Below are 25966 nucleotides of genomic sequence, written 5' to 3' on the forward strand. Positions count from 1 at the left end.
TCAGAAGTTCATGGTGGCGACAACTTCGGCGGATCGCGCGGGCCCGAGCAGCCATTGCGTACCGTTATTCGCCGAGGTCACGGCGTAAGCGCGGTTGGCAAGGTTGCGCAGGTAAAGCGCGACGTTGACCTGCCGCGTGGCTTGCCATTGTGCGGACAGGTCGAAGACCGTGTACGAAGGCACGTCGACGGAATTGGCATTGTCGCCGTATCGCCGGCCAACGTAGCGCAGGCCCGAACCGATGACCCAGTCCGCTGCGGGCCTGTAGGTCAGCCACAGGTTGGCCGTCTGCTCCGGGATGTTCAACGGCACGTTGCCGGCGCGCGATACCGCGACGCCGTTCACGGTCTCGTTGAAGTCGTCGTAGCGGGCGCGCAGCAAGGCCGCATTCGCCTCGATAGAAAATCCCCAGCCGAGCTTGAACGCCCCCGACCATTCAATGCCGCGCGACGATTGTTCGCCAACCTGCTGCTGGATCGCGGGATTGATCGGATCCTGGCTCAACAGGTTCTTCTTCACGATCTGATAGAGCGCGAGCGTCCAGAAGCCGCGACCGTTCATGATGTCCTGCTTAACGCCGGCTTCCAGTTGCTGTCCAGTTGCAAGCTTGAACGCGGTCTGCGCCTGCGACATTGTGATCAACGAACCCACGCTGTCGGCGCCGCGCGTGTATTGTCCGTAGACGGACATCGACGGCGTGAGCTGGTAGACAAGTCCGAGACGCCATCCAGCGTTCGACAAGGTCTTGCTGAAAGTGCTGCCATTGCCGAGTTGCTGGCGCCAGAAATCGACATAGTCATAACGCGCGCCCCCGACCACCGACACACGCGGCGTCAACTCGAAGCGGTCTTCGGCGAAGAGGGCGGCTTGCCGGGTGCGCGTGTAGAACTCCGGCACGGTCGGGTCGCTGCTCGCGAACACGCCCGGGTCGAAGCTGTCGGCATTGACCAGCGACGAACCATCGAAAGGCGTATTGCTGTCGCGCTGGAAGGTGATCTGGTTCGCCTCCGCGCCTATGACGAAACGGTTCGCGTGACCCATGGCGTTGCCATCAAAGGTCGCGTCGAGACGATTGCCGATTTGCCGCTCATGATGAATGATCTCGATGTAGTCGCTGCGCGTAATCTCGCGCGTCGATGGATCGAGCAGATAGCTTTCACTATCGCGATAGTGCCGGTTCGTCGTCAGATAATAGAGCTGGTCGCGAATCGTAATGCCATCGGTTGCGTGATAGATGCCCGAGAGCCGCGTCGACTGATCCATGTAGGCAATCAGCGGATTGCCGACGTTGTAGTTCTTGTAGCGCAACGAGGTATCGAGCGCGCCGTCGTTCACCGGCGTACCGAGATAAGTCGCGGGCCGCTGGCGCCCGTAGTCATAGTCGAGCGTGAAAGACAGGCGCGGCGAAACATCGAGTTTCAACGCGCCGCCAAGCGCGGTCGTGTGTGATTCACCCCGATCCACCCAGCCGTTCGAGCGGTTGTCGCTGACATAGAAGCGGTAGGAGAGCATGGCGCCGAGCGCGCCCGTGGTATCGAAGGCAACGTGCTTCTGGCCTTCCGTACCAATACCCAATTGCACCGTCGTTGCATGGTCGCGCTGCGGCTGCTTCGGCACGACATTCACGACGCCGCCTATCGCGCCCTCGCCATACAGCACTGACGCAGGCCCGCGCAATACTTCGATTCGATCGACGGACCACGTATCGAAAGGGTAGGTCATGGTGCCCGCGCCCGGGTACAGGCGGGTGCCGTCATAGAGTGTCATGACGGATTCCTGGCCGCTGAAGCCGCGCACGCTCAACGCCGTGCCGCCATTGCCGGGCGAGCCGTCGCTGACAAATCCGGTCGCGCGCGTGACGGCGTCCGAGACGCTCTGGTCGCCGCGTTCCGTGATCTGTTTTGCGGTGACGGTCTCCACGCTCGCGGGCGTGTCCAGGCTCGAAAGACCAAGGCGCGAGCCAGTGCGTGTGGGCGTTGCGAGCGGCGCGGTATCGATGCTGTTCGTGTCGTTCACCACGACAGGCGGCAATGTCGATGTGGTCTCATCGGCAAATACCGGCGACGCACTGAGCACACATAGGACCGCGAGCGCGGTTCTCTTCGGACGGCGCGATTGATAACCGCACCGGCTTCTCCGGCTGCTGTGCGCCGAATTCCAGTCTCGTCCCATCTTGTTCCCCGAAAGCGTATGCGTGTCTCGCCGCGCGAGGCAGCGATGACTTCTGTTGTGTGAGCGCTGACGATTCACGGCATGGCCGCGATCAATCGAATCAAGCTGTTGGTGTTGCTTTGTCCAAGGGCGGATATCGGCCGCTGGATGGCAAACGCGATTGATCGGGACAACAGGGACTTGCAGGGAAATGGATAACGCTGGCAGCGTCGGTCATGCGAGGTTCTCCAGGGGTTTCGCGCCCCATCAAAATTGGCTGGATTACGACGCCCAGGTCTGACTTCCGACCCCAAAGGGCCAGTCACAGTGGCGCGACCGCGCCGGATTCTCACCGGCTTCCAAACGTCGTAGCCGCGCATTTTACGTGCGAAAGTGATCGACGCAAGACAAGTTTCGAAACAAACCAGCGATCGGACAGTCTCCAGATACGATGTAATATTATTACATTCGTGGTCGGAAGAAACCAGATTATTTCGATGACCAATGGATCTAAGCTCGCAACGCAAGCTTGCACAAGTTGCGGCTCACAACTATATTGGTTGCGAACCGCAACCAATTGGGCCGATCATGGACTTTGTCGATATCCCCGCCAAGCCGCGAGAAACCACGATTCTCGAACTCCGGAATTTCTCCCGAAAACTGGTTCGCGAGCTTGGTTTCATGCGAGCAACGCTGGCCGACAGCGATCTCGCTCCGTCCGCGGTACACGCGATCATTGAAATTGGAGCGGCGCCAGGGATAAGCGCCAAAGCCTTGGGCAACATCCTGCGTCTGGATAAATCGAATACGAGCAGGCAGGTAGCCAAGCTGGAAGCTGGCGCGCTCGTGAGGCGCGAGGTCGCAAAAGACGATGCCCGTTCGTCCGGGTTGTATTTGACGGAGGCAGGGCAGAAGCTCCGGAAAAAAATCGACCGGTTTGCGACGGATCAGGTATCCAGCGCGCTCCGGCGCATGGCGCCCTTCGACCAGCAGGCCCTGGTCCGTTCTCTCGCGCTCTACGCCGACGCGCTCGCGCAGGACAACGCTGCTGAAACGGTGGCCCGAGATATCGCGGAGACGGGGATTCAGGAAGGGTATCGGCCGGGCTGTATTGGTGACATTGCAAGCTTGCACGCACGGTTCTATTCGGCGCACTGGAATTTTGGCGTGTTCTTCGAAAAGAAGGTAGCGACAGAGCTTGCGGCGTTTGCCGGTTCATTGCCAGCCAATGGCAAGGCGCTATGGCTCTACATTGAAAATGATCGCGTTCTCGCTTCGCTGGCAATCGATGGAAACGAAAACACAGGCGTTGCCCATTTGCGATGGTTCATTGTGGACGATTCGCTGCGCGGTTGCGGCGTCGGGCGGCAACTGATGTCATACGCCATGAACTATGTCGATGAACGATTCAGCGAAACATATCTCTGGACGTTCAAGGGTCTGGATGCGGCGCGCCATCTTTACGAGTCGTTTGGCTTTCGATTGATCGAAGAAGCCGAAGGAGATCAGTGGGGAAGCAAAGTCGTGGAGCAACGGTTCAGTCGCGGTACGGTCTTGCTTTGATGCGATCAGGTTCGCCTGACGAGGTTTGCGTTCAACTGCCCCACAAGGCCATACAACACGCTCAGGAACGGCGCTGGAATTCCCGCCTTCGATGCAATCTCACAGGGCGCGCCAAGAATCGCTTCGATCTCCAACTGGCGGCCGGCTTCCACGTCCTGAAGCATCGACGTCTTGAACGCGCCGAGCTTGCGTGTCAGCGCGTTGCGGGCGTCGGTGGTCATGGTCAGTTCAATCCCGATCGCCTTGCCAATGCGCCGCGCTTCTTCCATGACGGCAACCACGAGTTCCTTCGTGAGCGGATCGTCGAGGATCACGTCGCCGGTCGAGCGCGTGATTGCGCTGATCGGATTCATGGTCATGTTGCCCCACAGCTTGACCCAGATGTCGCGACGAATGTCGTTGGAGGCAACCACGTCAAACCGGGCGCGGCGCAAAAGCTCTATGGCGTTGGCTGCGCGATCAGCGAGCCGCGCAGACCCGGGCCCGATGATCAGCTCATTGCCGTGGCCTTTCCTGATCACGCCTGGCTCTGCAATCGACGATGAAATATGCACGACGCATCCAGAAGCTTGCGACGGCGGCAGCACTGCCGATACCGCGCCTGCCGGATCCACCGACTCGAGACGTTGACCCGCGAGCGCGCCGCCAAATTCGTGGAGATACCACCACGGCACCCCGTTCATGACCGACACGATATGCGTGCCGGGGCCGACCAGCGGCTTCAGCGAAGCGGCGGCTGCGGTCAGGGCGGGTCCTTTCAGGCAGATGAACAACAGATCCTGTACGCCCAATGTGTCGGGCAGGTCGGTCGCATGAAGGTCGATCACGTAACGATCGTCGCCATCGATTACCGAAAGGCCATTGCGTTTTATGGCGTCCAGATGCGCGCCTCGCGCGAGCAGACTGACCGGCACGCCCGCGCGCGCAAGCCGGGCTGCCACGATACCGCCAATGGCGCCGCCGCCGACTACAGTGATCTTCGAATCGTGCCTGGTCAAAACTCCGCCTCCTGAAGCGATCCCTGTCACGTTGATCCGGGATTACGCTAAGCTGATGCTATCGATTAATTGATGCGTGCGCAAGCATCGGAAATCCAATACATGTGCGTTGCCATAAAAAGGGCGGATGCCGGAGGAAAGGAATGAACGATACGATCATGATTCAAAGCCTGTTTACCTATCGGTTGCATGTGCTTAAGAAACAGACCGACAAGGCCATGAACGGGGCTTTCAGCAACGGCATCTCGTTGACGTTGACCGAAGCCCGCGTCTTGCTGAGCGTGGGTTCGTTTGGCGCGCTTTCTGTATCCGATCTTGGACGGGCATCGAATCTGGACCGCAGTCAGGCCAGCCGCGCAACTGACATTCTTGAGAAGAAAGGACTGGTGCAAAAGACGTCGAACGCAACCGATGGCCGCGGTGTTGTCGTTACGCTGACCACGAAGGGCAAGCGAACCTATGCACGTGCCGCCGTCATTGCGAAAACGCAAAACGACGAGATCCTGGCGGCGCTGCTGCCCGCCGAACGCAAAGCGATCCATTCAATGCTCGCAAGACTTGTCGATGCGCAATGCGCCGAAGAGGCAGTCGAATGAAGTTCAATGCTTGCTTTCATTAATTTCAAAGTACGTACACATTCTCCTGACCTTAAGCTCTTGTCTGGCGCGTGAACTTTACGGTCATGCACGCGTTCGCTATAAACAGGAATCCGCCAGGAGATTGAACAGCGGGGCTTTGCGCTGCGAAGTCACATCACCGTCACTGAGCGCTGGCAATAATCCGTAAGAATTAAAACACCTTACGGGAAACTACATGAAATACGAACGAAAGCATAAAAAGCTGCCTTTCCCGCTCGGACGCGTCGCCGCAACAATGGCTCTTCTCGGCTTGAGCGTGCTTGCGGGCTGCAACGGCAACGACGACAACGCTAACCCGCCGTCGGTGACGGCTTTTTCAACGCTGGACGGCAAGCAGCCGCTCGTTATCGGGCATCGTGGATTGCCGGGTTTGCGGCCTGAAGAAACGCAACCGTCCTATGAACTTGCAGCCGATAACGGCGCGGACGCGCTGGAAGAAGACTTGCACCTGTCGAAGGATTGCGTGCTGGTTGCACGTCATAATCCCTGGCTCTCCGACAACACCAACATTGCCGATGTCGCCAGGACCAATGCGTCGGTGGCGGCCCGCAAACGCGTGGTCCCAGGCGTGTTGGTCAACGTCAAATGGGCGACAACGCCTACCTCGGGGCCTTCGCAATATCTAACCGACCTCACGAATCCCGCTGACCCGAAGTCGGTGCTCAAGTCCCTGATCGTGGATGGCGAAGATCACACGAACGACTGGTCCGTCACCGATTTCACCGCGCAGGAACTGACCACGCTGATTGGCGGCACGACCTTCGACGCCGCCAGCGAGCGTCCCACCGAATTCAACGGCAAGTATCCGGTGCTGACGTTTCAGCAGATCATCGATATCGCCAAGGCAAAGAGCGCGTCGACCGGGCGGCCGATCTCCGTGTATCCGGAAACCAAGAATCCGACCTGGAACAACGCGCAGGCAATCGCGAACGGGTGTGGCGCGCCGGGCAGTCATCCGTTGGAAGACGCGTTGATCAAGATCCTCAACGACAACGGCCTGAACACCCGGACGGCCCCCATTTTCGTGCAGAGCTTCGAGCCGGGCAGCCTGAAATACATGCGCAGCCACGGCCTGAATACGAAGGTCGTGCAACTGATCGATGGCTTCGACACCGACTACAAGACGGGCGCGGTCATCTACAACGAGATCACCGACAGCCGTCCGTTCGACTGGACCGTGGCCGGCGATCCGCGCTGGTTCGACGTCATGCTCACGCCCGCGGGTCTTGCCGAGATCAAAACTTATGCCGACGGAATCGGCCCCTGGAAGCCGCAGATCGTGCCGCTGAAAATCACGCCGTTTCCCGCGACGAATCCGGATGGCACGCCGTTCACCGGGTCGACAACGGCAGCGACCACGCAGCCTGCCACGACTGTGATCAGCGACGCGCACAAGGCCGGTTTGTTCGTTCATATCTTCACGTTCCGCAACGAGAAAAAGTATCTGGCGGCCGATTATCAAGGCGACCCGAGCGCGGAATATCTGAAGTTCTACAGGCTGGGCGTGGACGGCGTGTTCTCCGACTTCGCGAATACCGGCGTGGCTGCGCGCGCGGCCTATTTGAAGGAACTCGGCCGTTGAGCGTTCTGCGTGCGGCGGTCGATTACTGGCCGCCGCGGTTCTTGTTGGGAAGTCACATTGAATCCGGTTATCGCGCTTTACACGCGAATTCCCGAATCCGTTAATACGCTTTCAAGGTAGCGTGCGCAGCCATTCGGCGATTGCGCTCGCGGTCCATGCGGGATCGTCGTGAGGCAGATCGTGGCCAGCCCACGCGTGCTGCTTGTGTTCGGCCCGCCATTGCTGCGCGATTCGATCCGAACAGACTGCCTTGACGAGATGATCGGCCTTGGATGACAGCAGCAGTGTTGGACACTCAGGCGCGCGTTCGCCGGCTCGAAAGCGCGCCGCCGCCCAAAGCTGGCGCAACGCGTTTTTCGCGCTCACCGGCGCGACGCGGCGGATCGTGCTCCACATGGCGAGGTCGTCGTCGAAGGTATCCGTGCGATTGCACGTGACGCCGTGGATGATGCCTTCGCATCGAAGCGGATCGTTCCACAATGCAGCCGCGCGCATCAACTGCGGCCACGCGGCGAGCTGCAGGCGCTCATGCATGGCCGCAAACGGCCGCATGCTCGTGTTGATCAGCACGAGCCTTTCTATATCCTGCGCATGACGCTGCGCCCAGTCGGTTGCGACCATGCCGCCGAGCGACATGGCGAGCAACCGGTATGGCGGTTTCAATCCGGCCGCCTTCGCGCGAGAACGGACGAAAGCGGTCATGCCGGACACGTTCAGCGGCGCGGCCGACGCGTTTTCGCGGCCATTTCCAGGCAAGTCGAGCAACGTGACCTGGTCGCCGGATAACGCTGCTTCAACGCGAAGATGCTCCACGAACCTGCCCCAATGGCGCCCCTCGCGCGTCAGTCCGCGCAGCAGGATCCAGGCGCTCATCGCGACGACTTGCGTTGCCAGTGTTCCATCGCGCGCTCGAGGATCGGCGCGCGGGCGTCGCCCTTCGGCATCCATCGGTTTGAGGCAAACGCAGCGCGCGTCAGGAAATCGAAGAAATTCGCGTGACGGCGCAGCACGCGTTCCACGCGGTGCGCCTTGACGGGATTGAACATGCCGAGACGCGAGAAAAGCTGGCGCGGGTTTTTCCGGATCCAGCGCCATGAGCCGAGTTCCAGCGTCATCGGCAGGAAAACGTTGGGCGGCGGCGTCTGGTCATATGCGCAGTCCCACAAGTCTCCGTGAAGCAGATATTGATGACTCTGCGGCTCGAACGCGTAACCGTGATGCGGATAAGCCTGCTCGAACATGACCTTGAGCTGGTACATCTCAGGAAGATGCGGCATTTGCCGTTGCGTGCGCGCGTACGGAAACCAGATGCTGTCGTCCCAGCCGTAGCCCGAATGGCAATCGAGCGCGAAGCTGAGCGGGCGGCTCAATAATTCTTCCTTGACGACCCGAAGCAACGCCTCGCTTTCGACTTCGAGCGCTTGGTTTCGCGCTCCGCGATACCACGGCAGCCACGAACCAATCCGCTGTCCGCCCGCAAGAAAAGGCACGCGGCCCTCGGCGTTTTGCGGCGCATTGCGCATCAGGTCGACGCCGTTCGGATTCGAACGCGTGTTCGCCCACATGCCGCCCGGGTTCACGATAGGCATGAAGACGAGCCGCACTGACTGCAGTTGCTGATTCAGCAGTTCATCCCATTCGAGACGCCGCAGCAACGCGCGCATATAGTCCAGAATCAGTTGCGTGCCAATGCGCTCCAGTCCATGCACGCCGCCGAAGAAACCGATGGCCGGCGCTTGCGGATCATCCGAGCCAATGGTTGCGGTCAGGATGGGGAAGGTGCGCGCGCCCGCATGCACCTCGCCGACCGTGTGCATGTGCAGGCGCTTTGCGCCCGCGGTCAGGATCGCCTTGAGATCGTCAAGCTCCGAAAAGCTGTCGGACGCCACGCGTAAAGTGCTCATGCCACGCCCTGTTGATTTGATTACGGCGGCAGCTTCATGCCGCCGTTCTGGCGCTCAGGACTTGCCTGGCCTGCCCGTCTTGACGGTTTCGACGGCGGCAACCGCAGCAGTAAGCTGTTCGATGTTCGCAGCCTCAAGTATGAGCAATCCAGCCCGCAACAACTCACCTTTTTTCACATGCACGCCATTGGCGAGGCATTTTTGCTTGAGCGCCGCGATCTTTTCGTAATCGGATTTCGGCATGGTGAAACTGTCGCGCACGACTTTTTCCTTCTTCGCGCGCTTGTTTTTTTCTTGAGGAACAGACTCGGCCGGTGCGGCTTTCGTCTTCGATTTGGCAGGCGTCTTGGCGGCTTTCGCCTGAGCTTCAGTGGCGGCCTCTACCGCTTTCGTGCTCGCCTTGCGCTTGCTGACGCTGGCGGGAGCCGCGTCGACCGGCGTTGTGTCCGCAATGTCGGCGGCTTTCTTGCTCGAACTCTTCGTGGTGGATGTAAGCATGAGGTCTCCAGAAAAATAATAGTACAAACAGTATATACGGTTTAATCGGGCATTCAAAAAAGTGGAATGGCGGCACTGTCTGCGCTGGATGGCCAGCTTTTCAGTCACGTTCCAGCTTCCCTGACTCGTCTTCCTCCGGATCCCGGCGCGGAATAAACCTTGGCGGTGGCGTGTTTCCTCATCAACTGCGCCGCCGCACGTGCGTGATTCGTGTTCCTTATCCATTGGGAGACCTCAATGCCATATCGCCTCATTACCGATGAAATCCCGCCACCTACAGAGACGCCGCTCAACGCGCTGTATCGCCATGCATCCGCGCGACCCGATGCAATTGCATTGATCGCGGGCGACGATGTCTGGACCTACGAGCATCTCGCGATCGATGTCGCCCGCCTGAGCAACGGACTGCGGCGCGCCGGAATCCTGCCGGGCGACCGCATCACGATGATCGTGAGGACGTCGCCCATGTACGCCGTTTTCCTGTTCGCGGCCATGATGACCGGCGCGATCGTGGCGCCGCTCAAGACGGAGTTCACGGCCGCGGAACTGACTGAACTTCTGCGCGTGCAACGGCCCGCGGTCTTCATACACGAAGCGGATTTACAGGAGGTCGTGTCCCAGATCGATCCTGCCGTGCTCGGGCACACGAAGACCTTCGTGGCCGACGACCACGGCGCGCGTTCATGGCGTCATCTCATGGACGACGCGTCGAGAGAAGACGCTGTGCTTCCTGCGGATATCGACGCACCTTGCCTGCTGCTCGCAACGTCCGGCACGACCGGGCGGCCCAAGCTGGTGGCGTACAACCAGCGTGTCATATCGCATGTGGCGGGCGCGGCGAAGTCGTGGGCGCTGACCCACGACGCATGTGTCATCGGCAGCACGCCGGTCGCGCACGTCTCAGGTACGTTCGTGATGCTGGTGGCAATGATCAGCGGCTGCAGGGAGGTCCTGCTGAGCCGTTTCGATGCAGACGCAGTGCTCGATCTCATTGAGGAACATGCCGGCACTGCGATATTTCTGGCGCCGTTCCTTTGCATGCCGCTGGTCGAGGCGCAGCGCAAAAGGGCGCGTGATGTCCGTTCGCTTGAAGTCTGTGGCGTGGGCGGTGATGCATGCAGGGCGCACATTGCCGAAGCATTTGAAAGCACGTTCGATATTCAATTGGAGAACACCTACGGCCTGACCGAATGCGTGGGCAGCACGGCATTCGGATACAACCGGCGGACATTACGAGGCGTGCCAGGACGCACGCAGCTCGTTGACAGAAACGGCGTTCAGGTCGGGCTGGGCGAGGTCGGCGAATTGCATCTGCGCGGCCCGAACCTGAGCCTTGGCTACTGGACCGGTCCGGGCGACATCATGAGCCACACGCGTGACGGATGGTTTCCGACCGGCGACCTGATGGTGGAAGACGCCGACTGTGATTACCGCTTCGTCGGCCGTTGCAAGGATTTGATTGTTAGTGATACGAACAAGATATCGCCAGTGGAAGTGGAAAACGTGCTGATCCAGCACGGGGCGGTGGCCGATGCAGCGGTGGCGGGCGCACCGGACGAGACGTCAGGTCAGCGCGTGGTGGCGCTGGTCAAGCTGACGGACAAGTCGGCGCCGGCCGCCGCCGTGGCCGACGAAATCCTGCTCTGGATGAAGTCGCGACTTGCCGCATTCAAGCTGCCGGAGCAGGTCGTGATTGTCGATGCGATTCCGCGCAACGCGCTCGGCAAGATCGATCGCAATGAAGTGGCTCGAATCGCGACGCTGGTCTGACTCAGGCCGCTTCCAGTTGCGTGACGGCGGAAGCCTTGAGCAACACCGGGATCGATTTCGACGTAGGCGTTCCCGCACCATCGGCAACGCTTGACAACGGTACGAGCGGGTTTGTCTCAGGGTAATAAGCACCGAGACAACCGCGCGGAATGTCGTACGCGACCAGCAGGAAACCGTCGGCACGACGCTTCACGTGATCGTCCCAGACACTCGTGATGTCCACGCGCTGTCCCGCCTCGAAGCCGAGCATCTCGATGTCCAGCGCGTTCGCAAACAGCACGCGGCGCTGGCCATACACGCCGCGATAGCGGTCATCCAGGCCATAGATGGTCGTGTTGTACTGATCGTGCGAGCGCGTGGTCATGAGCGTCATCAAACGTTCGCCATGCACATGACGCGCGCGATGAATCGGCGAATCCAGGTCGATGGAGTTCACGAGGAACTGCGCCTTGCCCGTTGGCGTATTCCACACCCGTTCGCGCGAAGCCACGCCAAGATGAAAACCGCCCGGCTGCTTCAGGCGTTCGTTGTAATTCTCGAAGCCGTCGATCACCTTCTCGATGCCGTCTCGAATCAGTGCATAGTCGCTTGCATTCGCGAGCCAGTCCACTTTCTCGCTGCCGAGCGTTGCATGCGCCATGCGCGCCACAATCGCGATCTCCGACAACAGATTTGGCGACGCCGGCCGGTTCATGCCGTACGAAATGTGGACCATGCTCATTGAATCTTCGACGCTGACGCCTTGCGGCACGCCGTTCTGCATGTCGATCTCGGTGCGTCCGAGCGTTGGCAAAATGAGCGCGTCGCGGCCGTGGACCAGGTGGCTGCGGTTGAGCTTGGTCGTGATGTGCACGGTGAGGTCGCACGAGCGCATCGCTTCCCAGACGCGCGGCGTGTCGGGCGTTGCAATCGAAAAATTGCCGCCCAGCCCGATGAAAACTTTCACATCGCCAGCGAGCATTGCTTCAATCGAACGCACCACGTCATAACCGTGTTCGCGCGGCGGCTCGAAATCGTACGCGGCGCCAAGGCGATCCAGGAATTCCTGCGTGGGCCTTTCTTCAATCCCCACGGTCCGGTCGCCTTGCACGTTCGAATGGCCGCGCACCGGGCACAGTCCCGCGCCTAGCTTGCCAATGTTGCCGCGCATCATCATCAGGTTCGACAGGATCTGCACCGTCGGCACCGAATTCTTGTGCTGCGTGAGGCCCATGCCCCACGTTGAAATCACGGCGCGGCCGCGCACGTAGATATCGGCGAGCTGTAAAACGTCTTCAATCGGCACGCCGGATTCCGCGACGATAGCATCCCAGTTCTCGGCGCGAAGATCGTCCGCGAAGGCTTCGAAACCCACCGTATGCTCGGCGATGAAATCCACATCCAGAACACGTTGCGTGCCTTGTTTCAGGGCTTCGTCGTCGAGTTCGATCACGCGCTTGGCCACGCCCTTGATCAGCGCGAAATCGCCGCCGATTTTCGGACGGATGAACACGGAGCTGATTTTCGTGCTGCCGCCCGTCAACATTTCCACCGGATGCTGCGGACTCGCGAAACGTTCGAGGCCCCGTTCGCGCAGCGGGTTGATGGACACGATGGTCGCGCCACGCTTCGCGCATTCGCGCAGTTCGCCAAGCATGCGCGGATGGTTTGTCGCGGGATTCTGGCCGAATAACAGCAACGTGTCGGCATGCTCGAAATCCTCCAGCGTGACCGTTCCCTTGCCAACGCCGACCGTCACGGGCAAGCCGCGGCTCGTGGCTTCGTGGCACATGTTCGAGCAATCGGGAAAGTTGTTGGTGCCGTACATGCGCACGAATAACTGATAAAGGAAAGCGGCTTCGTTGCTCGCGCGGCCCGATGTATAGAACGCGGCGCGGTCCGGGTTGTCGAGCCGGTTCAGATGACTGGCGATCAGCGCAAAGGCGTTGTCCCAGGAAATGGGCACGTAGCGGTCGCGGGAAGCATCGTAGACGAGTGGATCGGTGAGACGTCCGTGCTGTTCCAGTTCGTAATCCGACTGCGCCATCAGCGCTTCGATCGTGTGGTCTTCGAAGAACGCAGGCGTGACGCGCTTGCTGGTGGATTCGGCGGCGACGGCCTTGACGCCGTTTTCGCAGAACTCGAACGTGGATGCATGCTCGCGATCCGGCCACGCGCAGCCGGGGCAGTCGAAGCCGTCAGGCTGGTTCTGGCCGAGAAGAACGCGGTAATTACCGCCGGAGACTTTTTCCTTGAGCAGGTTGATGGCGACGTACTTGAGCGCGCCCCAGCCAGCGGCCGGGTGCGTGTAGGGCTCGATGCGAGGTTCTGGCTTTTTCATATCATTTAACCGCGTGTGCAGGAGGCGTTGCGCCGATGACATCAAGACTACTGTGTTCCCAAAATCCGGCGGTACACAGAAAAATACATATACAAGGAGTACAGTTGGCAAACTCGTACGTTTTAGGCGATCTGTATCGTGATGCTTTACGAAAACCTTGCGGCTGAAGTCGAGGAAGCGGTGCGGCGCGGCGTATTCGCGGTTGGAGAGCGCGTGCCTTCGGTGCGCCAGGCGAGCACGCAATACGGCGTCAGCATCAAGACGGTCTTGCGCGCCTACGCGCTGCTGGAGAGCCGCGGCCTGCTCGAAACGCGCCCGCAGTCCGGCTATTTCGTGCGGGAAATGCCGGCGGCGAAGCCTGAGCCGCCTGCCGCATCTCAGCCGCCGCCGGTTGCGTCAACAGTCGATGTCAGCCGGCTCGTTCTGTCCACGCTGCGCTCCATCCGCTCGCACGACGCGACCCCGCTCGGCTCGCCGTATCCGGATCCGTCGCTGTTTCCGTGGCGCAAGATCAATCAACTGGCGAACGCAATTGCACGAAGGCATTCGAGCTGGAATCTGATAGACGACCTGCCGCCTGGAAACCCCGAGCTGATCCGTCAGATTGCGCGGCGTTACGCGGAGAACGGCGTGCCCGTGGACCCGGACGAGATCGTCATCACAGTCGGCGCAACCGAGGCCATCAACCTCAGCCTGCAGGCCGTGGCGAAACCCGGCGACACTGTCGCGGTCGAGTCGCCGACGTATTACGCCATGCTGCACGCCATAGAACGCATGGGAATGCGCGCGATCGAAGTGCCGACGCATCCGGCCGAAGGCATCAATATCGACGCGCTGGCGAAGATCATCGGCGAGCATGAGATTGCGGCGTGCATGGTCATGCCCAACTTCCAGAATCCGCTGGGTTTCGTGATGTCCGACGCAAACAAGCAGCGCCTCGTCGAACTGCTTGCGGAGCACGACATTCCGGTCATAGAAAACGATGTGTACCAGGAGCTTTATTACGGCGATGCACGCCCGTCGACCCTCAAGAACTTCGATAAGAACGGCCTCGTGCTGCATTGCGCTTCGTTTTCGAAGAGCCTGACGGCTTCTTACCGGATCGGCTGGGCCATGCCGGGCCGTTACAGGCGGCAGGTGGAAAAGCTCAAGTTCCTGAACACGCTGACCACGCCTTCAGTGCCGCAGGTGGCGGTGGCGGACTACTTGAAGCAGGGCGGCTACGATCATCATCTGCGTCACGTGCGCCGCATTTACCGGCAGCAGGCGCGCCTCATGATCGCGACTGTCCAGCGGTTTTTCCCCGCTGGCACGCAGACTTCCGGGCCGATGGGCGGCTACGTTCTATGGGTCGAGCTTCCAGGTGCAGTGGACTCCATGAAGCTCTACAAAGCGGCGCTCGAGCGCGGTATCACGATTGGTCCCGGGACCATGTTTTCATCGCGCGATGCGTTCCGCCATTTCATTCGGCTCAACTACAGTTATCCTTGGAACACACAAACAGAAGCCGCGTTGAAAACGCTTGGCGAACTGGCCGCAAGCATGGCCGGCAGGAGACAGCATGAACGATGAAATCGATCCCGCGCTGATCGCGATTCTCACGCAATTGTGGCGCGCCGCGCAGGAGTCGCCCGCGCGGGCATGGTCGCTCGCGAAGTTATCGAAGCAATCCGGTCTTCCGATGAGCAGTTTGCGCCGCCAGCTCACGGCGCTCTCGGACACAGGTTTGCTCGATACCACTCCGAGCGATGCTGGCGTGCCCGCAGTCGCATTGACCGAAGCTGGCAAGGAACTCTGTGCGGGATTGTTCGCAGAAGGCGTGCGGCCGGAGCCGGACGCCGGCTGAATTCAAGCCGCCAAAACATCCTTCGACTGAATCCGTTTCACGCCTGCTCGCGCCATGTTTTTCCACGCGGCGGCGAGCGATCCGTTGAGGTCGATGGCGCGCGTTGCATCTTCGATCACGTATGCATTGAAGCCCGCCTTGCGGGCGTCCATTGCCGTCCACGCGACGCATAAATCAGTGGCAAGCCCGGTCACGAAGACCGTATCGATATGCCGCTGGTTCAGATATGCCGACAAGCCCGTCTGGGTCTTGTGATCCGCTTCTTCAAACGCGGAATAGCTGTCCATGTCCTTGTGATAGCCCTTGCGGATGATGACTTGCGCTGTCGGCAGCTTGAGGTCCTTGTCGAGCGCGGCGTCCTCGGTGCCTTGCACGCAATGATCCGGCCACAGCACCTGCGTGCCATACGACAATTGCGCCGTCTCGAACGGCTTCTTGCCCGGATGCGAACTCGCAAACGACGCGTGGCCCACCGTATGCCAGTCCTGCGTGATCACAATATTCTCGAACTTGCCGGCGAGTTCGTTGATCACGGGAACCACATCGGCACCGCCTTTCACAGGCAGCGTGCCGCCGTCGATAAAACAATTCTGCACGTCCACGACGATCAGCGCCGACTTGCTGCCCGGCCTGATGGCGCGGGCAGAGGCCGCAGCCGCGGCAAGAGCATTCAGGCTTCCCAATCCGAACAGATGAACCAGCCCGAATGCTGCAGCCGACTTGATCAACATCCTGCGATGGTTTTCTGCCACGACGAATCCCCCAAGTCCGATCAGGAACCCAATCATAAAGCCGCCAAAACTATTTGAGCCTTCGTCCTGCTCAGCGCGATTTTCGAATGCCGCGCGTTTTTATAAACTGCTGCCGGACGAAGGATCGAATGGATCGAAACAGATCGAACAGCGCTTTGCAGGATGAACAATGAACGTGCAGATTCGGGAAATGGTGCTCGACGACTACGACGCGGTGCTTGCGTTATGGCGCGATACACCCGGCGTGGATATCCGGCCGGTAACTGACAGTAGGGAAGGGATCGCACGGCTGCTCGCGAGGAACCCGGGGCTAAGCGTGGTGGTGATGAACGGCGACACACTTGTCGGCTGCGCGCTTGCGAGCCACGACGGCCGCCGCGGCTTCCTGCAGCACGTCGTGGTCGCGCCCGTTGCGCGCGGTCAGGGCGTGGCACGCACGATGATCGATATCTGTGTGGAGCGCTTGAGAGAAAACCACTTGGGATGGGTGCATCTGGACGTGGTTGCCGATAACGAAACAGCCAGCGTGTTCTGGCAAAAAGCTGGCTGGCATCCAGTCGAGACGCTCACGCGGCTTTCACGCAAGCTCTAGGCTGCAGTGCATGCGCTGCGGCCTGAGACAACAGCGAATCAGCACGCAGTGGGCTTGAGCCGCTCCACTTCCAGCCCGAACGCGGGACGCAGGCGCGTCCCGACAATATTGCCGAAGAACGCTGCAACGAGCCACAACCAGCCGTGCAGGCTGCCCGAAACAATGCCGCTGAAATACGCGCCGATATTGCAGCCGTAAGCGAGCCGTGCGCCATAGCCGAGCAGCAGGCCGCCGACAATCGCGGCGATCAGGGAGCGCAGCGGCACGCGCCATACCGGCGCATATCGGCCCGCGAGTCCCGCCGCCATCATGGCGCCGAGCACAATGCCAATATCCATCACGGATGTCACATCGCGCGAAACGGGCGCGGCGAGCGCCGCGGCGTTCGCCTTGCTTGCCCAATATGGCCAGCTCGCGACATCGAATCCAATGGCCGACGCCGCTTTGGCACCCCACAGCGCAAACGCCGACGTAATGCCCCACGGCCGTCCGGAAAGCGCGAGCGTGGCGAAGTTTAGCAACGCGAGCGCAATTGCGCCGGCAACGAGCGGCCACGGTCCATGCAACCACGGCGACGCGTGCGGTGCTTGCGTATGCGCGGCGACAAGCCGTCCATGCCGCCGCTTTTCGATCACCACGGTCAGCGCCGCAATCGCCGCGAACACTGCCCAGTTGAGCGCGAGCGCGGGACCCGCGCCAAGCGACTTGACAAGGGAAACGGGCTGAAAGGATGGCAACGCGGTCCAGAACGGCATATGCGCTGTTGCGATCACCGAACCCACAATAAACGCCGCGAGCGTCACGATCATGCGTGTGCTGCCGCCGCCCACCGTATAGAGCGTGCCCGATGCGCAGCCGCCGCCTAGCTGCATGCCAATACCGAATATGAATGCACCGACGACCACCGACGTTCCAGCCGGCGAAACAAGTCCGGTGACCGGCATGCCGAAAAGCGTTCCGGCCGCGAGCGCGGGAAAGAACAGCGCAACGCCCACCGCGAGCATGACCATTTGCGCGCGCAGGCCGGCGCCACGGCCATCGGCAATAAAGACGCGCCACGCTGACGTAAAGCCGAACGCGGCGTGATAAAGCGTGACGCCGAGCAGCGCGCCGACCAGATAAAGCGCGGCCTGGCGGCCGTTGACGGCTTGCGCGAGATACAGTGCGCCAGAAAGAATCAACAGCGCGGCAATGCCGAGCGGCTTGGGATCGACGCTAAAACGGCGCGATACCGGTGAGGCTAGATCGGACATTCGATACTCCGCGAGAGGTTCGGCAAAACGAGCATTTTCTCGCGTTTAACGAATGCGCGCTGCTAAAGCTGCGCGGATCACACGCCTTTATCGCCTCCTCACCCGCTTACGCATCCGGCAAACCAGGAATGCTCACGCCGGCCGCTTGCAGCAGCAAAACGGCGTTGAGCGCCAAGACGGCAACTGCGGCAATCGTTGCAGCCGCCCTGACGAATGTTCTGCTCTGGTACGAACCCATGACTTTCCGGTTGCACGTGAACCAGACCAGCGCGGCCATGGGAAATGGCAATGCAAGGCTGAGCACAACCTGGCTCATGACGAGCGCTTGCGTCACGTTCACGCCCAGCCACACGACGATAAAACTCGGAATCATCGTGAGTGCGCGGCGCAGCCATAGCGGAATGCGAAATCCGACAAAACCCTGCATGATCATCTGCCCGGCCATCGTTCCCACGACAGAACTCGAAATGCCCGACGCGATCAGCGACAAAAGAAAAATGCCGGCTGCGGCAATGCCCAAGAGCGGCGCGAGCGTGTGATAAGCCGTTTCGATCTCGGCCACTTCCGGATGACCCGAGTGAAACGCGCCGGATGCCATGATGACCATCGCAATGTTGATCATGCCGGCAATGGTCAAGGCAATGACCACTTCCACGTTGGAGAACAAGATGATCTTCTTGCGTTCGACTTCGGTGCGCGCAGGCAGGCGTCGCTGCGTCAAGCCCGAATGCAGGAAAAGCGCGTGCGGCATGACCGTTGCGCCAATGATGCCGACCGCGATGGTGACCGCTTGCGCATCGGGCAACGAGGGCGAAAAGAGATGCAAGCCAACTTGCGCCCAGGCAACGGGCGTAATAAAAAGCTCCGCCAGATACGACAAGCCGATAATTCCAACCAGCGCGCCAATAATCAGTTCAAGCGGCCGATACCCTGCTTTTTCGAACATCAGCAAGCCGTAGGTGATGACAGCCGTTATTGCCATGCCAATCAGGATGGGCATGTGAAACAGCAGGCTAAGCCCGATCGCGCCGCCAAGGAATTCCGCGAGATCGGTCGCCATGGCGGCGATTTCGCTCACAGCCCACATCAGGTAGACAAGCGGCTTGGGGAAATTGTCCCGGCATAATTCGGCCAGGTTTTTTCCCGTGACAATGCCAAGCTTTGCGGAAAGCGCCTGGAATAGCATGGCTATTAAGTTCGCAAGCAATACAACCCACAATAATCCATAGCCGTAGCGCGCGCCCGCTTGAATATTGGTCGCGAAATTGCCGGGATCCATATAAGCGACAGAAACGACCACCGCCGGTCCTGCGAACGGAAGCAGGACAGCGAGGCCCGTGCGGCGTCCGTCGAGCACCTCTTGCATGGCAAGCGTGGTGCTTTCGCTCATGGACTGATTGGTTTCGTTGCGCGTCCGGTCATCCATTAATCGACTCAATACGTTAGAGATAAAGATTCGCTTGAGCGACCGGCTAGCGGTCGCACCGGTCGCGTCACGTGCAGTGCTTGAATAGCTTAAGATTGCGCTGCTCCCGGTCTTTCCCTGGCCGTTAGCCAATAATCCGCGCCCTTAAGCTATCAAAGCACAATTTTGGTCTTTCCGGACCGCCTAGATTTAATTCCTTTCAATATGCTCCGCACTGCAATCAGAAACCTTTCAAAGATGGCGCTGGTATCCGTGCTGGTCCATAGCACCGCATTCGCCGCGAATGCCCCGGACTCGAAAGTCATCGTGCTGGATTCCGGCGAAGCAAAACTTACGCTGATTGATCAAGCCGCCCATAAAGTTGTCGGCACGCAACCGACCGGCAAGGAACCGCATCACCTGATGATCACGCCCGACGGCAATTCGCTTATCGTCGCCGATTCCGTTTCGAATGATCTGATCTTTATCGATCCGCATAGCGGCCAGGTGCAAAAACGGGTGGAAGCTATCGAAGATCCGTATCAGCTCGGGTTTTCTCCTGACCATAAGTGGTTTGTCACGGCGGGCTTGCGCCTTGATCGCGTCGATATCTATAAATATGACGGACACGACCTCACGCTCGCCAAGCGCGTTCCGCTAGGAAAAACACCTAGCCACATGACGTTTTCGTCGGACGCTCATACGGTTTTCATCACCTTGCAGGATTCCGGCGAACTGGCCGCCATAGACCTGGCCACGCAGGCCGTGAAGTGGAAAATGCCGGTGGGCAACACGCCGGCGGGGTTATGGATGACGCCTGGCGACAAGGAATTGCTGGTAGGCATGACCGGCGAAGACGACGTTGCGGTGGTCGACTGGCACAAGCAGCAAGTCACCAAGCGCATCCAGACGGGCAAGGGCGCGCATAACTTCCGCAACCTCGACGACGGCAAGCATGTCGCCGTGACGAACCGCGTTGCCAGCACCATCAGCATTCTCGATTACACGACGCTGCAAAAAGTCGCCGACATCACGGGTCTTCTCCCCGGACCGGACGACATGGAATTGTCGGCGGATCGCAAGACGCTGTGGGTCACGTTCCGCTTCGCGCGCCACGTAGGGGTGATCGATCTGAACAGCTACAAGCTGGTCGATACCATTGCCGTGGGCCGCTCGCCGCATGGGATCTATTTTGCTAACCGCGCGCCAGTGTATGCGCCGAATCCGGACTAGGCCGCAGCCGTGGCGCGGCTATTGCCCGATATTGCGGGTTATTGCGGGTTAATTGACAAAGCAGGGGCATTTGCATGGTGACTGAGATTCTCGCGCAACTCGATAACGCGGTGGGCAGCCTCCAGACTCTTCTCTACGTCGACGTTGTCCAGCCGCTCTTCTTCAAGGCCGGCTTGATGGGTTACGACGAAGACACGTACGACGCACTGTATTGGGTGATCATCGGCGCGCTGGAAGTGCTGGCGACATTCGCGATCCTGCGGCCGCTGGAAGCGCTTCGCCCCATTGAAACATGGCAGGACCGCAAGGCGGTTCGTTCTGACGTTTTCTATACGTGGATCGCCAAGCTCGGCATCATCAACCTTGCGTTCTTTTTCCTGTTGCAGCCGGTCTTCAATCATTGGCAGAGCCTGATGGTGATCCACGGCATTCCGAATATCGATGTGGATGGTCTCTGGCCCGGCGTGACCGATCAGCCGGTCGTGTCGTTCGTGATCTATCTCGTCGTGCTCGATTTTGCGGGCTATTGGTATCACCGCTGGCAACACCGGTTTGGCGTGTGGTGGGAACTGCACGCGGTCCATCATAGCCAGCAGCAGATGTCGCTCTGGGCTGACGACCGCAATCATTTTCTCGACGACATCATCCAGGCGGCATTTTTCGCAGGCATCTCGCTTTTTATCGGCGTGGAGCCGTCTCAGTTTGTGGTTCTGGTCGCGCTCGGCAATGTGCTGCAGAGCATCCAGCACGTGAACGCGCGCTTGCCGTTTGTGCCGATGCTCGACCGCTTGCTGGTAAGTCCCACGTTTCACCGGCGTCATCACGCGATTGGCTACGGTCACGAAGGTACGCGTTATGGCTGCAATTTCGGCGTGCTGTTTCCTTGGTGGGACATCCTGTTCAAGACTGCATCGTGGAACCGTGTGGTGGAGCCGACTGGCATTCGCGATCAGTTGCCCGCGCCCGCGGGTCTGGGACGTAACTATGGAATGGGCATGTGGGCGCAGCAATGGCACGCATTTGTGCGCATTGCGCAGCGCTTGCGCCGTACGACCGCCGCCTGAACAGTTTGATTGCGGCTTGAGCCGCGCCGATTGAGCTAACGCCATGCGCTTTGCGCATGGCGTTTTTTTTATTGGCTTCGCGAGAGCGCCCGCAGGCTTCTTTACATGTTTTTTATACCCGCCGCCGTTCTCTTTTCCAGCCGTTTACACGCCTTCAACTAACCTTCAGCACGTCCAAATCCGCTACGGGAGAACAACACAATGGACCTGCTTTATATCGCCGGCATCGTCGCCTTCTGGGCCTTATGCGCGGCGCTTGCAATTGGTTGCGACAAGTTGCGTCGCGCTCCGGGAGGCCGTCCATGACCACCTGGATGCTGGTGCTGGCCGGTGCCTCGACACTGCTCTTGTTCGTGTACCTCGTGTACGCGTTGCTGCGTGCGGAGGATCTGGAATGAACGCGAATACCGTGTTTCAAGCGGCTCTTTTTATTGTTGTGCTGATCGCGCTCGCGATCCCGGCAGGCCGATACATAACAGCCGTGCTCGATGGTTCTTCGGTGGTGGTTCGCCGAATCGGCCGCCCGATTGAATCAGTCTTGTACAAGCTCGCCGGAGTCGACGACAAAGCGGAAATGTCGTGGAAGCACTACGCCCTTGCCGTGCTCGCGTTCAACGCGCTGGGCACGCTGGTCGTGTTCGGCTTCCTGCGTTTGCAGCAGTGGTTGCCGTCGAACCCGCAAGGCTTTGGTCCGATGACCCCGGATGGCGCGTTCAACACCGCCGTCAGCTTCGTCACCAATACCAACTGGCAGGACTACACCCCTGAAGCAACCGCGAGCTACCTGTCGCAAATGACCGGCTTGTCGGTGCAGAACTTCCTGTCGGCGGCAACGGGCATAGCGGTCGTGGTTGCATTGATTCGCGGCTTCGCACGCCATACCGCGAGCACCATCGGCAACTTCTGGGTCGACCTGACCCGTATCACGCTGTATATCCTCGCGCCCATGGCAACCGTCATTGCGCTGGTGTTCGTGAGCCAGGGCGTGATCCAGAACTTCGAAGCCTATCGGGATGTCGGCACGCTTCAGACCACGACGTATCAGGCACCAAAAGTCGATGCCCAGGGTAACGCCGTGAAAGACGCCAAGGGCAATCCGGTGATGGTCGAGAACAAGGCCGACAAGCAGACGCTGGCAATGGGTCCGGTCGCCTCGCAAGAAGCCATCAAGATGCTCGGCACGAATGGCGGCGGTTTCTTCAATGCCAACTCGGCGCATCCGTATGAAAACCCCACACCGTTCTCGAACTTCGTCCAGATGCTGTCCATGCTGATCATTCCCGCGTCGCTGTGCGTGGTGTTCGGAAGGATGGTCGGCGACAGGCGGCAGAGTTACGCAATCCTCGGGGCCATGACCATAGCGTTCGCGATTGCATGTTGGGGCGAAATCTCGTTCGAGCAGGCGGGAAATCCGCTGTTTGCATCGCTTCATGTCGATCAAAGTGCGTCGCCGATGCAAGCCGGCGGTAACGCCGAGGGCAAGGAAACGCGCTTCGGCATTGCGCAGTCGGGCATCTTCACGGTCGCCACGACCGCTGCTTCGTGCGGTGCGGTGAACAATACGCACGACTCGCTTACGCCAATGGGCGGCTTCGTTCCATTGCTGCTGATCCAGCTTGGCGAAGTGATCTTCGGCGGCGTGGGGTCCGGTCTCTACGGCATGCTCGTGTTCGCAATGCTCGCGGTGTTCGTCGCCGGCCTGATGATAGGCCGTACACCTGAATATATCGGCAAAAAGATCGAATCGTACGAAATGAAGATGGTTGCGATCGTGGTACTGCTGACGCCATTCCTCGTGCTGCTCGGCGCGTCGATAGGGGTGCTGACCACAGCCGGCACCGCGGGTATATCGAACCCTGGGCCGCATGGCTTCTCCGAAGTCCTGTACGCCTATAGCTCGGCCGCGAACAACAATGGCAGCGCGTTTGCGGGCCTCACGGTCAGCACGCCGTTCTACAACATCACGACCGGCATTGCGATGTGGTTCGGCCGCTTCGGCTCGATCATTCCGGTGCTTGCGATTGCCGGCGCGCTGGCCGCCAAGAAGCGCATTGCCACGACCGCCGGCAGCTTGCCAACGCACGGTCCGTTGTTTGTCGTGCTGCTGCTCGGCACCGTGGTGCTGGTGGGCGCACTGACGTATGTGCCTGCGCTTGCGCTGGGCCCGATAGTCGAGCATCTGATGATGCTCTCGGGCAAATAAGCGGTCACTGATACAGAGGAAAGTATGAACACGATTATCAAACCGCCCGTGACGACGCCTAACAAGACGCCGGAAAAAAATCCGGAGCCAACGGGTCATTCACGCTCGGCAGCACGTTCCATGTTCGACCCGGCCATTGTGATGCCGGCGATTGCGGACTCGTTCAGGAAACTCGATCCGCGCACCCAGTTGCGCAATCCGGTGATGTTCTGCGTGTATGTGGGCAGTATCCTCACGACCGTGCTGTGGGTCGCCGCGTTATCGGGGCAGGCTGAAGCGCCTGCGGGTTTTATCCTCGCGGTCTCGCTCTGGCTGTGGTTCACAGTGCTGTTCGCAAACTTCGCCGAAGCGCTGGCCGAAGGCCGTTCCAAGGCGCAGGCCGCGTCGCTGCGCAGCGCCAAGCGTGACGTCATGGCGAAAAAACTGGACAAGCCGGATCACAAGGGCGCGATCCAGATCACGACTGCGACGGATCTTCGCAAAGGCGACGTCGTGCTCGTGGAAACGGGCGACGTGATCCCCGCCGACGGCGAAGTCGTGGATGGCGTGGCTTCCGTCGATGAATCAGCAATCACCGGCGAATCGGCCCCTGTCATCCGCGAATCGGGCGGCGACTTCACGGCGGTGACGGGCGGCACGCGCGTGCTGTCGGACTGGATCGTGGTGCGCGTGACGGTCAATCCGGGCGAGGCCTTTCTCGACCGCATGATCGCGATGGTCGAAGGCGCGAAGCGCCAGAAGACGCCCAACGAAATTGCACTGACTATCTTGCTGGTTGCGTTGAGCATCGTGCTGCTGTTCGCCACCGCGACGCTGCTGCCGTTCTCCATGTTCTCGGTCGGCGCCATGAAAGCGGGACACGTGGTGACGATCACCGCGCTTGCCGCGTTGCTCGTATGCCTGATCCCGACGACCATCGGCGGCTTGTTGTCGGCTATTGGCGTGGCTGGCATGAGCCGCATGATGCAGGCGAACGTGATCGCGACTTCCGGCCGCGCGGTGGAAGCTGCTGGGGACGTCGACGTGCTGTTGCTCGACAAGACCGGCACGATCACGCTTGGAAACCGCCAGGCTTCGAATTTTGTTGCTGCGCCGGGTCTGTCGGAACAGGACCTTGCCGATGCCGCGCAACTCGCGTCGCTTGCCGACGAAACGCCGGAAGGCCGCAGCATCGTGGTGCTCGCCAAGCAGCGCTTCAACATTCGCCAGCGCGAGATGGCGGCGCTGCACGCGACCTTCCTGAACTTTACGGCGCAGACGCGCATGAGCGGCGTCGATCTGCCGGATCGCGAGATTCGCAAGGGCGCGGCCGATGCAGTCAGGTTATACGTCGAGCGTAACGGCGGGCGTTATCCGCAGGAAGTATCGAATGCGGTCGATGACATTGCGCGTCGCGGCAGCACGCCGCTGGTCGTGGCGGAGCGCAGCGATAACGGCGCGCGCGTGCTTGGCGTGATCGAGCTGAAAGACATCGTCAAGGGCGGCATCAAGGAACGTTTCGCCGAACTGCGCAAGATGGGTATCAAGACCGTGATGGTCACTGGCGACAACCGGCTGACCGCGGCCGCGATCGCAGCCGAAGCAGGCGTGGACGATTTTCTTGCAGAAGCCACGCCGGAAGCGAAGCTTTCGACCATCCGCAGCTATCAGGCGGAAGGCCGTCTGGTTGCGATGACCGGCGACGGCACGAACGACGCCCCGGCGCTCGCCCAGGCCGACGTCGCCGTGGCGATGAACACCGGCACGCAAGCGGCGAAGGAAGCCGGCAACATGGTCGACCTCGATTCGAACCCGACCAAGCTGATCGAGATCGTGGAGATCGGCAAGCAGATGCTGATGACGCGTGGCTCGCTTACGACCTTCTCGATTGCGAACGACGTCGCCAAGTATTTCGCGATCATTCCGGCGGCGTTTGCGTCCACCTATCCGCAACTGAGGGTGCTTGACGTCATGCATCTGACCTCGCCCTCGTCGGCAATCCTGTCCGCGGTGATCTTCAACGCGTTGATCATCGTGGTGCTGATTCCGCTCGCGTTGAAAGGCGTGAAGTACCGGCCGCTCGGCGCCGCGTCGCTGCTGCGCCGCAACCTGCTGGTGTACGGGCTTGGCGGTATCTTGCTGCCATTCCCGTTCATCAAGATCATCGATATGGTTCTGACCGCCTTTGGCTGGGCCTGAACTTCGTGGCGGTCAC

21 protein-coding genes and 1 riboswitch are annotated in these 25966 nt (G+C 60.1%); of the genes, 12 read left to right on the top strand and 9 right to left on the bottom strand.

Annotated elements, in window-relative coordinates:
- On the bottom strand, nt 1-2172 hold the full coding sequence (locus AWB64_RS22355) for a TonB-dependent receptor (RefSeq protein WP_075643322.1): 2172 nt from the start codon (nt 2170-2172) through the stop codon (nt 1-3).
- A 218-nt stretch (nt 2173-2390) separates the two neighbouring features.
- Nucleotides 2391-2539, bottom strand: a riboswitch (adenosylcobalamin (AdoCbl) riboswitch).
- A gap of 200 nt (nt 2540-2739) precedes the next feature.
- Here AWB64_RS22355 and AWB64_RS22365 point away from each other — a divergent pair.
- Nucleotides 2740-3714, top strand: a complete 975-nt coding sequence (locus AWB64_RS22365) for a bifunctional helix-turn-helix transcriptional regulator/GNAT family N-acetyltransferase (RefSeq protein WP_060857674.1) — start codon at nt 2740-2742, stop codon at nt 3712-3714.
- Between the two features lie 5 nt (nt 3715-3719).
- Here AWB64_RS22365 and AWB64_RS22370 read toward each other — a convergent pair whose 3' ends face one another.
- On the bottom strand, nt 3720-4712 hold the full coding sequence (locus AWB64_RS22370) for a ketopantoate reductase family protein (RefSeq protein ID WP_060857625.1): 993 nt from the start codon (nt 4710-4712) through the stop codon (nt 3720-3722).
- Nucleotides 4713-4855: 143 nt separating this feature from the next.
- On the opposite strand from AWB64_RS22370, the gene AWB64_RS22375 reads away from it, so the two are divergent.
- Nucleotides 4856-5308 (top strand): MarR family winged helix-turn-helix transcriptional regulator, encoded by a 453-nt coding sequence (locus AWB64_RS22375; RefSeq protein WP_060857626.1) that lies wholly within the window; start codon nt 4856-4858, stop codon nt 5306-5308.
- Nucleotides 5309-5585: 277 nt separating this feature from the next.
- A complete protein-coding gene (locus AWB64_RS22380) occupies nt 5586-6932 on the top strand; it encodes a glycerophosphodiester phosphodiesterase family protein (protein ID WP_082850596.1) in 1347 nt (448 codons plus the stop codon).
- Nucleotides 6933-7043: 111 nt separating this feature from the next.
- Here AWB64_RS22380 and AWB64_RS22385 read toward each other — a convergent pair whose 3' ends face one another.
- Genes AWB64_RS22385 through AWB64_RS22395 form a run of 3 tightly spaced genes read right to left on the bottom strand, consistent with a single transcriptional unit; the run spans nt 7044 to nt 9559 of the window.
- Nucleotides 7044-7805 carry an alpha/beta fold hydrolase gene (locus AWB64_RS22385; RefSeq protein WP_060857628.1) on the bottom strand — a complete coding sequence of 254 codons (762 nt, stop codon included), beginning with the start codon at nt 7803-7805 and terminating at the stop codon, nt 7044-7046.
- Nucleotides 7802-8836: a M14 family zinc carboxypeptidase gene (locus tag AWB64_RS22390; RefSeq protein ID WP_060857629.1), complete on the bottom strand. Its 1035-nt coding sequence runs from the start codon at nt 8834-8836 to the stop codon at nt 7802-7804. Before AWB64_RS22390 ends, AWB64_RS22385 begins: the two co-directional genes overlap by 4 nt.
- A gap of 54 nt (nt 8837-8890) precedes the next feature.
- Entirely contained in the window at nt 8891-9559 is a 669-nt protein-coding gene (locus AWB64_RS22395; RefSeq protein WP_341845242.1) for a hypothetical protein, read from the bottom strand.
- Nucleotides 9560-9571: 12 nt separating this feature from the next.
- Between AWB64_RS22395 and AWB64_RS22400 the strand changes: the two genes are divergently transcribed.
- The gene (locus AWB64_RS22400; RefSeq protein ID WP_060857631.1) at nt 9572-11104 is read left to right on the top strand and encodes a class I adenylate-forming enzyme family protein; all 1533 of its coding nucleotides are present in this window, start codon (nt 9572-9574) and stop codon (nt 11102-11104) included.
- 1 nt (nt 11105) lies between these two features.
- Here AWB64_RS22400 and AWB64_RS22405 read toward each other — a convergent pair whose 3' ends face one another.
- Nucleotides 11106-13424: an FdhF/YdeP family oxidoreductase gene (locus tag AWB64_RS22405; RefSeq protein WP_060857632.1), complete on the bottom strand. Its 2319-nt coding sequence runs from the start codon at nt 13422-13424 to the stop codon at nt 11106-11108.
- 138 nt (nt 13425-13562) lie between these two features.
- On the opposite strand from AWB64_RS22405, the gene AWB64_RS22410 reads away from it, so the two are divergent.
- Nucleotides 13563-14996, top strand: a complete 1434-nt coding sequence (locus AWB64_RS22410) for an aminotransferase-like domain-containing protein (RefSeq protein ID WP_060857633.1) — start codon at nt 13563-13565, stop codon at nt 14994-14996.
- Nucleotides 14986-15270 (top strand): helix-turn-helix domain-containing protein, encoded by a 285-nt coding sequence (locus AWB64_RS22415; protein WP_060857634.1) that lies wholly within the window; start codon nt 14986-14988, stop codon nt 15268-15270. The genes AWB64_RS22410 and AWB64_RS22415 overlap by 11 nt, the downstream gene beginning before the upstream one ends.
- 2 nt (nt 15271-15272) lie before the next feature.
- Here the strand turns inward: AWB64_RS22415 and pncA are convergent, their stop codons facing one another.
- Complete coding sequence (pncA, locus tag AWB64_RS22420) at nt 15273-16022, bottom strand: bifunctional nicotinamidase/pyrazinamidase (protein ID WP_244164154.1); 750 nt, start codon at nt 16020-16022, stop codon at nt 15273-15275.
- A 169-nt stretch (nt 16023-16191) separates the two neighbouring features.
- Between pncA and AWB64_RS22425 the strand changes: the two genes are divergently transcribed.
- Nucleotides 16192-16614, top strand: a complete 423-nt coding sequence (locus AWB64_RS22425) for a GNAT family N-acetyltransferase (protein ID WP_060857635.1) — start codon at nt 16192-16194, stop codon at nt 16612-16614.
- Nucleotides 16615-16652: 38 nt separating this feature from the next.
- Here AWB64_RS22425 and AWB64_RS22430 read toward each other — a convergent pair whose 3' ends face one another.
- Both AWB64_RS22430 and AWB64_RS22435 read right to left on the bottom strand, forming a co-directional pair.
- Nucleotides 16653-17867 (bottom strand): YeeE/YedE family protein, encoded by a 1215-nt coding sequence (locus AWB64_RS22430; protein ID WP_060857636.1) that lies wholly within the window; start codon nt 17865-17867, stop codon nt 16653-16655.
- Nucleotides 17868-17973: 106 nt separating this feature from the next.
- On the bottom strand, nt 17974-19293 hold the full coding sequence (locus AWB64_RS22435) for an Nramp family divalent metal transporter (protein ID WP_060857637.1): 1320 nt from the start codon (nt 19291-19293) through the stop codon (nt 17974-17976).
- A gap of 237 nt (nt 19294-19530) precedes the next feature.
- Here AWB64_RS22435 and AWB64_RS22440 point away from each other — a divergent pair, with 237 nt between their 5' ends.
- The 5 genes from AWB64_RS22440 to kdpB all read left to right on the top strand — a co-directional run bounded on the left by AWB64_RS22440 (nt 19531) and on the right by kdpB (nt 25950).
- Nucleotides 19531-20505: a YVTN family beta-propeller repeat protein gene (locus AWB64_RS22440; RefSeq protein ID WP_244164155.1), complete on the top strand. Its 975-nt coding sequence runs from the start codon at nt 19531-19533 to the stop codon at nt 20503-20505.
- 74 nt (nt 20506-20579) lie between these two features.
- The gene (locus AWB64_RS22445) at nt 20580-21569 is read left to right on the top strand and encodes a sterol desaturase family protein (RefSeq protein ID WP_060857639.1); all 990 of its coding nucleotides are present in this window, start codon (nt 20580-20582) and stop codon (nt 21567-21569) included.
- A gap of 302 nt (nt 21570-21871) precedes the next feature.
- Complete coding sequence (locus AWB64_RS22450) at nt 21872-21967, top strand: potassium-transporting ATPase subunit F (protein WP_056359778.1); 96 nt, start codon at nt 21872-21874, stop codon at nt 21965-21967.
- A complete protein-coding gene (gene kdpA / locus AWB64_RS22455) occupies nt 21964-23772 on the top strand; it encodes a potassium-transporting ATPase subunit KdpA (RefSeq protein WP_060857641.1) in 1809 nt (602 codons plus the stop codon). Before AWB64_RS22450 ends, kdpA begins: the two co-directional genes overlap by 4 nt.
- 120 nt (nt 23773-23892) lie before the next feature.
- The gene (gene kdpB, locus AWB64_RS22460) at nt 23893-25950 is read left to right on the top strand and encodes a potassium-transporting ATPase subunit KdpB (protein WP_060857676.1); all 2058 of its coding nucleotides are present in this window, start codon (nt 23893-23895) and stop codon (nt 25948-25950) included.
- Nucleotides 25951-25966 lie beyond the last annotated feature (16 nt).

The organism is Caballeronia sordidicola (genome assembly GCF_001544455.2).
GTDB classification, from domain to species: Bacteria; Pseudomonadota; Gammaproteobacteria; order Burkholderiales; family Burkholderiaceae; genus Caballeronia; species Caballeronia sordidicola.

What these genes read in the sequence shown, in the direction of transcription:
- AWB64_RS22430 (WP_060857636.1), bottom strand. Translation starts at nt 17,867, where the DNA reads ATGTCCGATCTAGCCTCACCGGTATCGCGCCGTTTTAGCGTCGATCCC.
- AWB64_RS22365 (WP_060857674.1), top strand. Translation starts at nt 2,740, where the DNA reads ATGGACTTTGTCGATATCCCCGCCAAGCCGCGAGAAACCACGATTCTC.
- AWB64_RS22380 (WP_082850596.1), top strand. Translation starts at nt 5,586, where the DNA reads ATGGCTCTTCTCGGCTTGAGCGTGCTTGCGGGCTGCAACGGCAACGAC.
- AWB64_RS22385 (WP_060857628.1), bottom strand. Translation starts at nt 7,805, where the DNA reads ATGAGCGCCTGGATCCTGCTGCGCGGACTGACGCGCGAGGGGCGCCAT.
- AWB64_RS22425 (WP_060857635.1), top strand. Translation starts at nt 16,192, where the DNA reads ATGAACGTGCAGATTCGGGAAATGGTGCTCGACGACTACGACGCGGTG.
- AWB64_RS22355 (WP_075643322.1), bottom strand. Translation starts at nt 2,172, where the DNA reads ATGGGACGAGACTGGAATTCGGCGCACAGCAGCCGGAGAAGCCGGTGC.
- AWB64_RS22375 (WP_060857626.1), top strand. Translation starts at nt 4,856, where the DNA reads ATGAACGATACGATCATGATTCAAAGCCTGTTTACCTATCGGTTGCAT.
- AWB64_RS22445 (WP_060857639.1), top strand. Translation starts at nt 20,580, where the DNA reads ATGGTGACTGAGATTCTCGCGCAACTCGATAACGCGGTGGGCAGCCTC.
- AWB64_RS22440 (WP_244164155.1), top strand. Translation starts at nt 19,531, where the DNA reads ATGGCGCTGGTATCCGTGCTGGTCCATAGCACCGCATTCGCCGCGAAT.
- kdpA (WP_060857641.1), top strand. Translation starts at nt 21,964, where the DNA reads ATGAACGCGAATACCGTGTTTCAAGCGGCTCTTTTTATTGTTGTGCTG.
- AWB64_RS22450 (WP_056359778.1), top strand. Translation starts at nt 21,872, where the DNA reads ATGACCACCTGGATGCTGGTGCTGGCCGGTGCCTCGACACTGCTCTTG.
- AWB64_RS22435 (WP_060857637.1), bottom strand. Translation starts at nt 19,293, where the DNA reads ATGGATGACCGGACGCGCAACGAAACCAATCAGTCCATGAGCGAAAGC.
- AWB64_RS22405 (WP_060857632.1), bottom strand. Translation starts at nt 13,424, where the DNA reads ATGAAAAAGCCAGAACCTCGCATCGAGCCCTACACGCACCCGGCCGCT.
- AWB64_RS22400 (WP_060857631.1), top strand. Translation starts at nt 9,572, where the DNA reads ATGCCATATCGCCTCATTACCGATGAAATCCCGCCACCTACAGAGACG.
- AWB64_RS22390 (WP_060857629.1), bottom strand. Translation starts at nt 8,836, where the DNA reads ATGAGCACTTTACGCGTGGCGTCCGACAGCTTTTCGGAGCTTGACGAT.
- AWB64_RS22395 (WP_341845242.1), bottom strand. Translation starts at nt 9,559, where the DNA reads ATGGATAAGGAACACGAATCACGCACGTGCGGCGGCGCAGTTGATGAG.
- AWB64_RS22415 (WP_060857634.1), top strand. Translation starts at nt 14,986, where the DNA reads ATGAACGATGAAATCGATCCCGCGCTGATCGCGATTCTCACGCAATTG.
- kdpB (WP_060857676.1), top strand. Translation starts at nt 23,893, where the DNA reads ATGTTCGACCCGGCCATTGTGATGCCGGCGATTGCGGACTCGTTCAGG.